Source organism: Mesorhizobium sp. P2_C4, from assembly GCF_056404575.1.
In genome coordinates this window covers 210,956-223,994 of record NZ_JBFUDT010000005.1, presented here as the reverse complement: position 1 = coordinate 223,994, position 13,039 = coordinate 210,956, and the positions used below count along the sequence as shown (strand labels likewise).

Genomic DNA, 13,039 nt, shown 5'->3' with positions numbered 1-13,039 from the left:
CCCTGCCTTCAGTCGGCTTTGGGATAGCTCGTTCATCCTTTCCGCTCTGATCCAGAAGCGACATTGGGCGCTAATGGTGATCGACAGTGATGATGTGTTTTACGTTGGCGACCAACCTGTCGTGTTGCAGCGGACCCGTGACCCGAAGGATGGCAGCAACCTTGGTTTCGATGTTGAGGGTGTGGAGGCGTTCATGCCTATTTCCCCCAAATGCGCCCTCTATATGCCGCCCCGTTCCGTCAGCGATGAAATCATTGCTCGTTACAGTGCTGCGATGACTGTTCATCGCGAGGTGAGATCAGCAGTTTTTCGCGGTTTGCCTGGCGGTACAGCAGACCTGATTGAGGCTCAGGCTACTATCCGCAGAAGTCATGAGCTGTTTCAGGCTCTAACGACCGGGAGCGCGATCCGCGCGATAGAACCGCATGTCGAAAACCTGAACTACCTTCAATGCAGTTGGGCGCACGCTGGTATTTACAGTAACCGTCGCGACTTCAATTTCGCGCGAAAGGTCTTCCGGGAAAACCCACAATACCGCAATACGCCAAAGACACGCCTTCTCGATATGACGATCTTGGCCCCGGACACCGCAAAAACCTGACTTTTGACCCTCAGGCCCGCGCCATCAATTCGCGTCCCAGCCGCTTCGGCGGCTCGGCGCGCAGCACCACATTGGTCGTCACCGCGCCGTAGCGGCCGATGGCGTCGACGATGCTTTCAAGGTCGAGCGGCGACGGGACGACGACCTTGACCAGAAAACAATCCTCGCCGGTCACCCGCAGCACTTCGAGGACTTGCGGCATTTCGGCGAATTTCTTCAGGCAGGCCTGGATGTGCTCATGCGTGGTGCGCAAACGGATGATGGCCATGGTGCCGAGCCCGAGTGCGGCGGGATCGATCACCGCCCGGTAGCCGGAGATGATGCCGCGCTCCTCCAGCCGCTTCACCCGCTCTGATGTGGCGGGCTGGGACAGGCCGACCCGGCGGCCGAGTTCGGAAATGCCGATGCGGCCATCCTCCTGCATGATCTCGATGATCGCCATGTCGGTGGGGTCGAGCCGCGGCCGGTAATCGCCATTTGCCATACGCACCTTCAATCCATCGGAATTCTTCGTTGCTTTCCGATGATCTCTCATTCCGAGGATGAGGAGAAGACCTAGAATTGGCCGGCATCGTTCACCAGGAGACAGGACCTTTCATGACCGACTTCATCATCCTGCCGGGCAGCGGTGGCTCGGGCGAGGCCCATTGGCAGAGCCGCTGGCAGCGGGCCAACCCGGCAATGCGGCGCTTCAGCCCGGCGAGCTGGGACCTGCCGGATTTCGACGACTGGGTGGCAGCGCTGGAGCGTGCGGTGTCGCAGGCGACGTCGCCACCGATCCTCGTCGCCCACAGTCTCAGCTGCCTCCTGGTGGCGCACTGGCAGCGGATCTCAGATCTTGATGTCAAAGGGGCGTTCCTGGTCGCGGTTCCCGATCCGGCGTCGCCAGTCTTCCCTGCCTATGGGCGCCCGTTCGCCGACACGCCACGCGAGCGGCTCCGCTTTCCCTCGCTGATCGTCGCCAGCACCGACGATCCCTACGATCCCCGGGGCTGCGCGCAGGAAAAGGCCAGGCAATGGGGCAGTGAATTGCACAGCGCCGGAGCCCTCGGCCACATCAACAGCGACAGCGGGCTGGGCGACTGGCCGGCGGGAATGGAACTGCTGATGGGTTTCGAGCGAGAGAGCCAGGCCGCCGGCCAGAAACACGCGATCGCACCGTAGGCGCCCGCGAACCGTGCGCCGGCGCCTTGCCGCGACCTGTTCCGCCAGCTATTTCTCGCGAGGGGCGTTTGTGAGGGAGCCTGCGGATGGTGTCCGTCCGGTATCTGGTCCGCGATGTCGAAGCGTCCATCGCGTTTTATACGAGCCATCTTGGCTTCGCGCTGAAGCAGCAATTCGGTCCGGCGATGGCCATCCTGACGCGCGGTGACCTCTCGCTCTGGCTCGCCGGCCCCATGGCGTCGGCCGCAAGGCCGATGCCGGACGGCCGGACACCCGAGCCGGGCGGGTGGAACCGCATTGTCCTTGAAGTTCAGGACTTGCCGGCAATCGCGACTGGGATGCGCGAGGCCGGCGTGCAGTTCCGCAACGAGATCGTCGAAGGTCCGGGCGGGTGGCAGATTCTTTGCGAAGACCCATCCGGCAACGTTGTCGAGCTGTTCGAGCCAAGGTAGCTCGCGAGCCTCACTCAGTTCGGCGCAACGACCGGCGCGGTGAGTTCGAGGAACGGCACCGTCGAGCCCGGGATCATCGACGTCGGCAATTGCCCGTCCCATTTCTCGGCCTTGGTCAGCTCAACCAGTAGCGGATTGTTGGCAAGGGCGGCGGCACGCGCCTTGATGGCTTCCGCCGTCGCCTCGCCTTCGACCCTGGTCTTGTAGGCGCTGGCCTCGGCTTCGGCCTTGACGCTGTCGGCGCGGCCCTTGGCCTGGGTCACGGCGATGTCGGCCTTGATCTTTTCCTGCTGCAGATTCTGTTCCTGCTTCTGGACTTCGACCTGCGCCGTCATCCTGGCTTCCACCGCCTGTTCGTAGGCGTCGGAGAAGTCGATGTTTTCGACCTGGACGCTGTCGATCATCACCGGGCCGTCGGTCACCTTGGCGATGGCGTCAGCAACATCCTTGTTGAACTTCGCCCGGTTCTGGATCACCGACACCGCATCATACTGGCCGAACACGGTCTTGATCTCCTGCGGCGCCTTTCTGGCAATGACGCGGTCGGCCAGCGCTTCGATCGAGCCGTAATTGGTGTAGACGTTGCTGACTTCGGCGGCCGGCACGTGAAAATTCACGGTGACGCGCATGTCGGCGGGCTGCTGGTCGCGCGAATAGGCCTGCATGGCCGGCAGGCCGCTGCAATCATTCTCGTTTTCGCAGCCCCATTTGATGACCTGCTGGCGCAGGCTGATCTTCTCGACCCGCTGCAGCCACGGCAATTTGAAATGCAGGCCGGGATCGACGACCGAACTCAGCGCGCCATTGGTCAACAGCACGCCGCGGTCGCCCTGGTCGATCGTGTACCAAGACCCGAGAACTGCAAAGACGGCCAGCGCGATGACAACCAGCGCGATCAGGCCGGAGCCGATCGAGCGGGAAGCGACCGCCGCCACCTTGCCTGGCAAACGGTTTGAATTGCCTTGTGTGTCGCTCATTGCCCACCCCCGTTTGATTGCCCATAGCATGCATCGACCACGAGTGTGGCGGCAAGATTGCAATCATGTGGATATGGCGGACTTCTCGCGCCAGCTTTTGGCGTTGGGGATCAGCGGGACGGCTCTGACTGGTTTATGGATTTGCCTGGTTCGTCCGTCATGGCCCGATCCTGCCCTGCGCGCTCCTCTTTCTGCCGCTCGGCGTCGGCTTTGCGCTTCGGGCAATCCTCGTAGTCATGGTCGCGCGAGCCGCAATAGGAGCAGCACTTTGCCGGGGTGTCGGGGCGAAACATCGTGGCCATGCACAAGAATGCACGAAAACTCATCCGGTTGCAGCACCGTCTGCAGGATGGATGCGGCGCTACGCCCTCGCCCGGTCGGCAGCGACCGCATCATCCGACATCGCCACGCGCATTCCGGCTTTGGTCACCGCCGGACCATAGCTCCGGCGGGCAAAGACCTGTCTGACCAGCGGCGCGAAGAATTCCAACGGCATGGTCGGATAGTCCGGATCGAAACTCGACTGGTCCCATCGCTCGCAGAATTCGGCGCAATCGTCGAAATAGGCGCTGTCGCGGAAGGCATCGCGCTTGTGCGGATTGGCGCCGACATGCTCGCCGTAATAGATGAGCTGGAAGTCGCCGTGCTTTTCAACCACCCAGGCGCATTGCTCGCGCACGAACGGCCGGATGATGGCGGCGGCATATTCGTCGTGATTGTAAGGCGCGTAGATGTCGCCGATATCGTGCAGCAGCGCCGACACCACCCAGTCGATGTCGGCGCCGGCATTCCAGGCCCGCGTCGCGGCCTGCAGCGAGTGGCCAAGCCGCGTCACCTTGTAGCCGGACAGGGATTTGTCGAGCTCGACCATGGCCGCCAGCAGCCGGTCGGCCGTGCCGGCGGCGTATTCGATCTCATGGTCGGTCAGGAAAGCATAATCCTCGCGGTCGCCATCCTTCATCTGGGTGAATTTCACGGTTTCCATTGTCGTCACCTTCTGCTCGCCGCCTAGCGGCCGAGCTCTAGATAGAGGTCGTCGCCGGCGACCTCGACCGGAAATGTTTTTGCCTTCAGCCTGTCGTCAACGAGGCATTTTCCCGACCTGATCTCGAACTCCCAGCCGTGCCAGGCACAGCGGACGATTTCGCCTGAGCGCTCATAGACGAACTCCGCCCGGTCGGTCTGTCTGGTGGTTCCGCATACCGGCCCTTCGCAAAGCCGCCCGGCCCGGTGCGGGCAGATGTTGAGCAAGGCGGCATAGCCATCATCGAGCTGGAATATGCCGATGCTGATGCGACCGAAGGCGACGATCCTGGGTTGCCCGATGGCAACCTCCGCGACCTTGCAGGCAAAGGTGCGGCCTCGGACTGGCGCAGCTGCCATGGCCGTCATCACGCGACCCTCGCTGTGGCGACGGGGGCCTCGATGCGCTTGTAGACCTCCAGCGCATTCAGCCCCATCACCTTGTCGCGCCAGGCGGGCGGAATGTGGATGTTGGTCGGCGCGTCGAAATCCCAGTGCGGATAGTCGGAGGCGAAAAGCAGCGTGTTCTGGCCATCCATGTGCTCCAGCGTTTCCCAGAGGTGCCGGACGTTTTGTGGCTGTTCGAGCGGCTGGGTGCTGAAGCGGATGTTGCGGCGGCAATATTCCGACGGCAGCATCTTCAGCCACGGCGTCTCCTTGCGCAACGCCTTGAAGTTGGCATCGAGCCGCCACATCAGCGAAGGCACCCATGACACGCCGCATTCGATGACGACGAAGTAGAGGTCGGGATATTTCTCGAACACGCCGTTGGAAATCATGCTGACGACATGGGTCATCGCCGGCTGGCTGAGCAGCGCGTGCGTTTCCCAGTAGTAGGTCGTCGGGCCGCTGGCGATGGCATTGTGGTTGACGCCGCCCTGGCCGCCGAAATGGATGGCGAAGGGCAGCCCGACTTCGGCGCAGGCCTCGAAGATCGGATGATAGAACGGATCGCCGTAAGGGCGTTGCGAGCCGTGGCTGGCCAGCACCTGGACGATATCCTTGTGGGCGCCGAGACGCCGGATCTCGGCGGCGGCACCGTGCGGGTCGGTCGGCGAAATGATGATCGATCCCTTGAAGCGCCGGTCCTTGGGCAGCCACCAGTCGATCATGTAGTCGTTGTAGGCTTTCACCAGCGCGTTGGCGTAGTGGTAGTTGGCCAGCGTCGAGGCTTCCAGCGGCTCGTCGGCGGTGAGGATTGCCACGTCGATATCGTAGAGATCGAGGTGCTTCTCCTTCATGATCAGGTAGTTGTCTTCCTCGGTCTGCGGGCGGATATCGTGCCGCGAAAAGCCCTCCGGATGCAGCCATGGGCGGTGGCCGTGAGGAAAGCTGCCCGTCGGGCCGGGTTTTTCGCCGCGCACCAGGAAATCGCGCCAGTAGGGTTCGAGATAGGGGAGCAGCACCTCGGCGCTGGACCAGTAATTGTGAACGTCGGTGTCGACGATGAACATGGATGAATGACCTGCCGTGGAGGATGTCTGAAAGGCGCTGCAAACCTGCGCCTCGACAGGGAATCCGGCAACGCAATCCGGGGCAGGATGTTAATCGAAGATTCCGATTAGCCATTGTCGGGCCAGGCCAAAAGGCGCTAGCCATTGCGGAGCTTTTTCGCTGGGTGGCCAAGATGCAGATCGAACTGCTCGACACGTTCCTCGACCTGATCGAGACCCGCAACTTCAACCGCACCGCGGAGCGGCTGGGCATCACCCAGTCGACCGTTTCGAGCCGCATCCGTTCGCTAGAGGCGCTGCTCGACAAACAGCTGTTCATCCGTGGCAAGAGCGGGACGGAGCCGACCGTTGCCGGCCTCCGCTTCGAGGACCATGCGCGCGCCGTCAAGCTCAGATGGGTCGATGCCCGCCGCGAGATCCAGTCGGTCGGCAAGTTCGACCAGCTGATCCGCATCGGCATCCAGTTCGAACTCTATGAGCGCGTGCTGGAGGGCTGGCTGGAATGGGTGCGGACGACGCTGCCCAAACTGGCGATCTATGTCGAGATCGACTATTCCAACCAGATGATCCTGGATCTCACCACCGGGAGCCTCGATCTGGCGGTGCTCTACTCGCCACAACATCTTCCCGACATGCATTACGAGCAGATTGCCGAAGAGAATTTCGTCATGGTGTCGACGCGCGGCGTCGCCTTCGACGCGGTCACGCCGGCGGACTATATCCGCGCCAACTATTCCGCCTTTTTCAACCGCGCCCACAGGCAGATGCTGCCGGAACTGGAACATGTCCCGCTGTCCACAGGAAATGGCGGCGCCGTCGCCTACCTGCTGCGAAGCCGGGGCGGCACGGCTTTCGTCACCGAAACGGTGGCGACGAAATTGCAGCAGGAGGGCGTGGTGCAGCCGGTTGCCGATGCGCCAAAAATCTCACATCCGATCTACTCGGCCGTGCATGTCAGGCATCACCATTCGCATACGCATCTACGACTGCTGAAGGCGCTCAAGTCGATGACCGCTTGAGGCTTCCCGTCTGGGGAAAGTCGTTCCCGCTGGGAACCTGGTGGCAGGCGGATCAGTCGTCACCCCCGCCATCTCCGCCACCATCGCCACCGCCGCCACCATCGCCGCCGCTATCGCCACCAGCATGATCGCCGTCGTGGTCGCCGCTCTCGTGATCGCCGCTGTTGTGCTCGCCGCTCTCGTGATCGCCCTCATCGTCACCCTGGTCGCCGTGATGCTCGCCGGTGTCGACGCCATCGCCATTGTGTTCGTCGCTGTCGTCATCACTTTCCGTGGCGACATGTTCGTTCTCGCCAGCGGTGGTCGCGTCCTGGCTGTCATCATCCGGGATGGTGACCGTCGGTCCGGCCCCATGGTCGGAAACCTGGGTCGCGAACGCATCGGTAGCCATAAAGACACCCAGCAAGCCGATCGAGGTCGTTACCAGCAGAGGGAACTTATTCATCGTCGTCTCCGATTTCGGCACGCCAGCCACTGTGCCTAGCCTCGGCTTTATCCGCCCGGCCGGATTATGACGCCCTTAAACGGGTCGTATCAATTTTAGCAGTTGCTTATTTTTTGTCGGTGACTCCTGTCGAGCGGCGCGGCCGCGCGATGCTCAGGCCCAGTCGACATGAAGGGCGGCGGGCCTGCTGTGTCTGGCGGCACCCGAGATGTTCGAAGGCGTATCCGGGTGGATCTTCTACCAGCCGAACAGCTGGCTGCCGCTGCGGTAAAGCACATAGGCGGCGACGACAAAGATCAGGGCGGCGAAGATTCGGCTAAGGGTGTCCTTCTGTCCGGCCAGCCGCGTGGCGAGCATCATGCCGAGCAAGCCGCCAAGAATGCCGCCGCCAATAAACTCGATCACAACCACCCAGTCGACCATTCCGGACAGCGCATAGTTTGCCGCGGTGGCAAGGCCGAAGGTGCCGACGGCCAGAAGCGAGGACCCGACGGCATTGATGGTCGGCATGCGCGTAGCGAGGATCAGCCCGGGCACGATGAGGAAGCCGCCGCCTATGCCGAAGAAGCCGGAAGCCGCGCCGGAAACCACCGCGACACCGGCCGTCGCCGCGCACATGCGGCGGTCCGCCTTCCGGATGCCAGATGCCTGGGCGCTGCGCGGCCTGAGCATCAAGGCGCCCACCGCCGTCATTAGCAGGCCGAACAGGAAGAGCAGACGCTGGCCATCCATGGCCTTGCCGAGCGTCGAGCCGGCCAGCGCGCCAACCGTGCCGACAAGGGCGAAGACAATGGCGCAGCGCCACCAGACATGGCCCCTGCGCGCATGGCCGAGCAGGTTGGCATAGGCGTTGACGGAGACCGCAAGCGCGCCCGTCCCGATCGCGATGTGGGGACTGGAGACACCGACGACATAGAGCAGCAGCGGCGTCGCCAGGATCGAGCCGCCGCCGCCGATCAGGCCAAGCGTGAAGCCGACGAGGCTGCCGGAGCCGATGGCCTCGAGGATGGGACCGGTCATGACGGCCGGCCTGCGAGCAATCGCTTGTCGAGGCGGGCGATGAGGCGGTCATGGACCGTCATGCCGACGATCATCGCGGTGACGAACAGAAAGGAAGGCGCCAGGCCGAGCGTCAGGCTTGCCAGTGCAGGGCCGGGACAGAAACCGGCCATGCCCCAGCCAATGCCGAACAGGGCCGAGCCCATGACCAGCCGCCGGTCGATCCTGCTCTCCGACGGCCGATGGAAAGCCTTGTCGAAGACCGGCCGCTTCATGCGCCGCGACAGCCACGTGCCAAGCATCGCCACGGCGACGGCCCCAGTGAGCACGAAGGCGAGGCTGGGGTCCCAGTCGCCCGCGACATCGAGGAAGCCCTTCACGCGGGCGGGATCGAGCATGCCGGAAAGCGACAGGCCGAAACCGAAGACCGCGCCCGAGACGAGGGCGGCAAGAAAACGCAATGTCTTGAGACTCATAGTCCGGCGATCCTCATCAGGGTAACGGTCGCGACCCCGGCCGACAGGAAGGTCAGCACCGCAACGAAAGAGCGAAGTGACAGGCGGGCGAGGCCGGCAACGCCGTGGCCGCTGGTGCAGCCCGAGCCCATGCGCGAGCCGACCCCGACCAGCAGGCCGGCGGCGGCAATCATCGGCAGCGAGGCGTTGATCGTCACGGACGGCCAGTGGCCGAAACCGGCCAGGAACAGCAGCGGGCCGATGAGCAGGCCCACGACAAAGGCCGCGTTCGTCGAGGCGCGCGCCAACAGCAGCCGGCCGACAATGCCGCTGACGCCGGCGATGCGGCCATTGAGAAGCAGCAGCAGGCTGGCCGAGAGGCCAATGAGCATGCCGCCGAAAAGCGAAGGCCAGTAAGACATCATGGCGTCGCCGGCTGCGCGCAGAAGATGGTGTAGAGCGCTTCGACGAGGCGTGCGGCCTTGGCCTCCGTCAGGCGATAGAAAATCTGCTTGGCCTCGCGCCGCGTCTCGACGATGCCGGCATCGCGCAGCACGGTAAGCTGCTGCGACAGCGACGGCTGGTGGATGCCGAGTTCCTCCTCGAGCTGGCCGACGGAATATTCGCCTTCGACCAGCGTACAGACGATCATCAGCCGGGCGGGATGGGAAAGGGTCCGCAACAGGCCGGCCACCTCCCCTGCCTTGCCTTCCATGTCGGCGCGGGTGATTGCGGATGATATCGCCATGATCAACCCCACGCCGCGCCGGCGAGCGCATCGAGCGGAAATTTCAGGTAGCGCCGGCCATTGTCTTCCGGCTCCGGCAGGCGCCCGCCGCGCACATTCACCTGCAGGGCATGCAGGATGAGCTTGGGCATCGGCAGCGTGCGGTCGCGCGCCTGGCGAAGCGCGATGAAGGCCGCCTCGTCGACCCCGGCGATGTGCGGGTTCGATCGCTTCTGCCCGGCCACCGTGCATTCCCAGCGCGGCTCGCGGCCGCCCGGCTGGTAATCGTGGCCGGTGAACAGACGCGTTTCATCCGGCAGCGCCAGGATCCGCTGGATCGATCCCCACAGCGCCTTCGCGCTGCCGCCGGGGAAATCCGCCCGCGCCGTGCCGCTGTCCGGCATGAACAGCGTGTCGTGCACAAAGGCCGCGTCACCGATCACATAGGTGACGGACGCCAGCGTATGGCCCGGCGAGAACAGCACATAAGCGTCGATCGAACCGACCTTGAAGCGATCGCCATCGGCGAACAGCCGGTCCCACTGCGAGCCGTCCACCGACAGCGTCGGCCAGTTGTAGATGCCCTTCCAGAGACGCTGGACGTCGACGACGCGGGCACCTATCGCGGTCGGCGCACCCGTCCTGCCCTTCAGGTAGAACGCGGCCGACAGATGATCGGCGTGCGGATGGGTGTCGAGGATCCACTGGACCGTCAGGCCATTGTCCGCGACATAGGCAAGGATGGCATCGGCATTCCCGGTGCCCGTCGCGCCGGACTTTTCGTCGAAGTCGAGCACCGGATCGACGATGGCGCACAGCTTCGTCGTCGGGTCGGACACGACATACTGGATGCTGGAGCTGCGCTGGTCGAACAGGCCCCAGACAGCGGGCCGCGCAACAGGCGAATGCGCAGCGAGCCAGGCCTCGGCGCCGGCGAGATTGAAGCCATGCACGTCGCCGAAGGCGCGCACATCCTGCGCGTCCATCCGCCCGTCCAGCACTTCACCGATGACATGGAGCGTCAGGGCGCGCGTGCCGCTCTTGCAATGGGCGAGCACCGATCCCTCGGCAGCGGCGATCGCCTCCTGGAAAGCCCGCACATCGGCGGTCGTGATGGTCGCGCCGGTAACAGGGATATGGACATAGGCAAGGCCGGCCTCGCCGGCCGCCGCCTGTTCGGCGGCGGAAGCGGGCTGGCCGATCTCCTCGCCGTCAGGCCTGTTGTTGATGATGGCCGCAAAGCCCTGCGCGGCCAACAGCGGAAAAGCCCCGAGCGGAGGCTGCCCCATGACCGAGAGCTTGTCGGTGATCCTGACGGGCTGCATGACCTCGTTTCCTTTTATGGTCTCTCAATATACGATTGCATATAATGTATAATGATTGGAAGTCAACAGCCTTCGCCAAGCCACCCACAGCGCTGCAGGGCTGCGACTGGATAGAGTCGGGAGCGTGCGCCGTGTTCGTGCGAAAAGACGGCTCTAGAGCGTTTCATCGTTTCACGGAAACGAAGAACCGCTCTATCTCTTTGTTTTGACGCAATTCCGGACGGAAAACCGTTTCAGACTTTTCCTGGAATTGCTCTAGGCCTGCCGCCTCTCGCGCAAAGCCACCTGGGCGGTCGCTCGCGCCACGATCGCTTCCAGCGGCTCGGGGCGGTGCAGCAGAAAGCCCTGTCCGGAATCGACGCCCATATCCCTCAGCATGTCGAGCGCCGTCTGCTGTTCGATCTTCTCGGCCACCACGGAGCAGCCGAGGCTTCTGGCAATGCTGGTGATGGCCAGCACGATCTCGCGGTCGAAGCGGCTTTGCACGATGTGCTCGATGAAGGAGCCGTCGATCTTGATCGTGTCGACGGGAAAGCGGCGGAGGTACTCGAACGAGCTCATGCCGGCGCCGAAATCGTCGAGGCTGACGCGGCAGCGCCGCTCGCGCGCCTTGCGCACGAACTGTTCGGCGGCATCGAAATTGGTGACGGCCGCGGTTTCGGTGATCTCGAAACCGATGCCGCAATGCGGCGTCCCGGTCTCGTCGATGACATTGTCGACGAAGTCCCACAGCTGGGGGTCGCTCAGCGTCTGCGCCGACAGGTTGAAGCCGAGCGTCAACGCGCCCGCTTTCAGCGCCGGGCCGTAGGTCGAGAGCGCCGTCCTGATGATCCAGCGGTCGAGCCGCGAGGCGATGCCAAAACGCTCGGCGACCGGGATGAACTCGACCGGCGGGATCAGCTTGCCGTTGCGCCCGACCAGCCGCGCCAAAACCTCGACATGACGGCTCTGTTCCCATGGCCGTCCGAGCAGATGGATTTCCTGGCCAAACAGCTTCAGCCTGCCGTCGTCCATGGCATCGACGGTGTCGGCGGCAACACGCGCCGCGTTGAGGCCGCCGGAGCCCGATGCCGTCTCGGCGGAGAATACCGCGAAGCGATTGCGCCCGGCAGCCTTGGCCGCGTAGCAGGCGTCGTCGGCGCAAGCCAGCGCGTCGGCCACCGTGGTGTTGGGATCGTCGACAAAGGCGATGCCGATGCTGGCCGCGAGCTTGCGCGACGTTGCCGCCAGTCCGAGGTCGGCATCGCGAACCGCGCCAAGAACAGCAGCGGCCAGCCTCTCGGCCTGCGCGGCATCGCAGTTCGGGACAAGCAGTGCGAACTCGTCGCCACCCAGCCGCGCGGCATGCGCCGATGACGGCAGGCGGCGGACAATGCCGCCGGCAACGCTCTTCAGCGCCATATCGCCGGCGGCGTGGCCGGCGAAGTCGTTCAAGGCCTTGAAGTAGTCGAGGTCGACGTAGAACACCGCCAGCGGCAGCCGGCGCACCGTGGCGATATGATCGGCCAGCAGCCTGTCGAAGGCGGTGCGGTTCAAAAGACCGGTCAGCGCATCGTGATGCGCCGCATAGGCAAGCTCCCGCTCGCGCAGCTTGGCCTCTGTGATGTCGCGCACGGTGCCCAGGATCTGGCCGGCCGAGCCGGCGGCGATGAAGCGCACCAGCGATTCCACATGCCGGATTTCGCCGTCGCGCTTGACGATACGGTATTGCGAGGCGATGACGGCATTCGAGCCGACGGGCACCTGGTGGGCGTGCTCGGTGACTTCCTTGTCCTCGGGATGCAGATAGGTGTGCCAGAGATCGGCCGTCACCTCGTCGGTGTCGGCGACCAGGCCGAAGATGTCCCTGGTGCGCGCATCCCAATAGCTCTTGTGGGTGCCGATATCATGGTGCCAGATGCCGGTGCCGCTGGCGGCAAGCGCCAGGCCGAAGCGGATATTGACCTGTTCGAGCTGGGCTTCCGCAGCCTTCTGCCTGGTGATGTCGGTCTGCACACCCATCAGCCTGACCGGCTTGCCGGCGGCATCGTGCTCGACCACACCACCGCGATCCAGCACCCAGACCCAGTGACCGTCCTTGTGCCGCAGCCTGAGCTCGGTCTCGATCGAAGGAGTCAGGCCGGCAATGTGGCGGTCGCCGCTGGCCTGCGCCCGCTCGCGATCGTCGGGATGCGTCAGTTTCAGCCAGAGATCGCTGCTGTTGGCCAGTTCGCCATCGTCATAGCCCAGCATGCGCGACCAGGTGGGCGAGTAGAAGCAGTCGCCGCTCGCCAGATCCCAGTCCCAGACGCCAAGATGGGCGCGCTCAAGCGCCAGCGCCCAGAACTCTCCGTTGCGTGTTTTCTGTTTGGCCATGCCCTGGCTTTGCCCGCCCTTTTGCGGCCAATGTGCACAAAAC

The 13,039-nt window shown here is 63.9% G+C and carries 16 protein-coding genes; 4 read left to right on the top strand and 12 right to left on the bottom strand.

Annotated features, from left to right (window positions below; translation table 11 throughout):
• The first annotated feature begins 34 nt into the window (after nt 1–34).
• Complete coding sequence (locus AC1DX6_RS21265) at nt 35–601, top strand: DUF4238 domain-containing protein (RefSeq protein ID WP_477317160.1); 567 nt, start codon at nt 35–37, stop codon at nt 599–601.
• Between the two features lie 10 nt (nt 602–611).
• Here the strand turns inward: AC1DX6_RS21265 and AC1DX6_RS21260 are convergent, their stop codons facing one another.
• Nucleotides 612–1,085, bottom strand: coding sequence for an Lrp/AsnC family transcriptional regulator (locus tag AC1DX6_RS21260; protein ID WP_477316920.1), 474 nt, complete (start codon nt 1,083–1,085; stop codon nt 612–614).
• Between the two features lie 113 nt (nt 1,086–1,198).
• On the opposite strand from AC1DX6_RS21260, the gene AC1DX6_RS21255 reads away from it, so the two are divergent.
• Both AC1DX6_RS21255 and AC1DX6_RS21250 read left to right on the top strand, forming a co-directional pair.
• Nucleotides 1,199–1,765 carry an RBBP9/YdeN family alpha/beta hydrolase gene (locus AC1DX6_RS21255; protein WP_477316918.1) on the top strand — a complete coding sequence of 189 codons (567 nt, stop codon included), beginning with the start codon at nt 1,199–1,201 and terminating at the stop codon, nt 1,763–1,765.
• 86 nt (nt 1,766–1,851) lie between these two features.
• A complete protein-coding gene (locus AC1DX6_RS21250; RefSeq protein WP_477316916.1) occupies nt 1,852–2,217 on the top strand; it encodes a VOC family protein in 366 nt (121 codons plus the stop codon).
• 14 nt (nt 2,218–2,231) lie between these two features.
• Here AC1DX6_RS21250 and AC1DX6_RS21245 read toward each other — a convergent pair whose 3' ends face one another.
• From AC1DX6_RS21245 to AC1DX6_RS21230, 4 genes are all read right to left on the bottom strand, one after another.
• Entirely contained in the window at nt 2,232–3,194 is a 963-nt protein-coding gene (locus AC1DX6_RS21245) for a prohibitin family protein (RefSeq protein ID WP_477316914.1), read from the bottom strand.
• A 361-nt stretch (nt 3,195–3,555) separates the two neighbouring features.
• Entirely contained in the window at nt 3,556–4,179 is a 624-nt protein-coding gene (locus AC1DX6_RS21240) for an HD domain-containing protein (RefSeq protein WP_477316912.1), read from the bottom strand.
• A gap of 23 nt (nt 4,180–4,202) precedes the next feature.
• Entirely contained in the window at nt 4,203–4,586 is a 384-nt protein-coding gene (locus tag AC1DX6_RS21235) for a Rieske (2Fe-2S) protein (RefSeq protein WP_477316910.1), read from the bottom strand.
• A complete protein-coding gene (locus AC1DX6_RS21230) occupies nt 4,586–5,671 on the bottom strand; it encodes an amidohydrolase family protein (RefSeq protein ID WP_477316908.1) in 1,086 nt (361 codons plus the stop codon). Before AC1DX6_RS21230 ends, AC1DX6_RS21235 begins: the two co-directional genes overlap by 1 nt.
• Nucleotides 5,672–5,844: 173 nt before the next feature.
• On the opposite strand from AC1DX6_RS21230, the gene AC1DX6_RS21225 reads away from it, so the two are divergent.
• Entirely contained in the window at nt 5,845–6,690 is an 846-nt protein-coding gene (locus AC1DX6_RS21225) for a LysR family transcriptional regulator (RefSeq protein WP_477316906.1), read from the top strand.
• A gap of 52 nt (nt 6,691–6,742) precedes the next feature.
• Here the strand turns inward: AC1DX6_RS21225 and AC1DX6_RS21220 are convergent, their stop codons facing one another.
• From AC1DX6_RS21220 to AC1DX6_RS21190, 7 genes are all read right to left on the bottom strand, one after another.
• Nucleotides 6,743–7,135, bottom strand: coding sequence for a hypothetical protein (locus tag AC1DX6_RS21220; protein ID WP_477316904.1), 393 nt, complete (start codon nt 7,133–7,135; stop codon nt 6,743–6,745).
• A 237-nt stretch (nt 7,136–7,372) separates the two neighbouring features.
• Nucleotides 7,373–8,155, bottom strand: coding sequence for a sulfite exporter TauE/SafE family protein (locus AC1DX6_RS21215; RefSeq protein WP_477316902.1), 783 nt, complete (start codon nt 8,153–8,155; stop codon nt 7,373–7,375).
• Nucleotides 8,152–8,610, bottom strand: a complete 459-nt coding sequence (locus AC1DX6_RS21210) for a DUF6691 family protein (protein WP_477316900.1) — start codon at nt 8,608–8,610, stop codon at nt 8,152–8,154. Before AC1DX6_RS21210 ends, AC1DX6_RS21215 begins: the two co-directional genes overlap by 4 nt.
• Nucleotides 8,607–9,014: a YeeE/YedE family protein gene (locus tag AC1DX6_RS21205; protein ID WP_477316898.1), complete on the bottom strand. Its 408-nt coding sequence runs from the start codon at nt 9,012–9,014 to the stop codon at nt 8,607–8,609. Before AC1DX6_RS21205 ends, AC1DX6_RS21210 begins: the two co-directional genes overlap by 4 nt.
• Complete coding sequence (gene bigR, locus AC1DX6_RS21200; protein WP_477316896.1) at nt 9,011–9,337, bottom strand: sulfite-sensing transcriptional repressor BigR; 327 nt, start codon at nt 9,335–9,337, stop codon at nt 9,011–9,013. The genes AC1DX6_RS21205 and bigR overlap by 4 nt, the downstream gene beginning before the upstream one ends.
• 2 nt (nt 9,338–9,339) lie before the next feature.
• Nucleotides 9,340–10,641, bottom strand: coding sequence for a bifunctional sulfur transferase/dioxygenase Blh (blh, locus tag AC1DX6_RS21195; protein ID WP_477316894.1), 1,302 nt, complete (start codon nt 10,639–10,641; stop codon nt 9,340–9,342).
• Between the two features lie 255 nt (nt 10,642–10,896).
• Nucleotides 10,897–12,996, bottom strand: a complete 2,100-nt coding sequence (locus AC1DX6_RS21190) for an EAL domain-containing protein (protein WP_477316892.1) — start codon at nt 12,994–12,996, stop codon at nt 10,897–10,899.
• Nucleotides 12,997–13,039 lie beyond the last annotated feature (43 nt).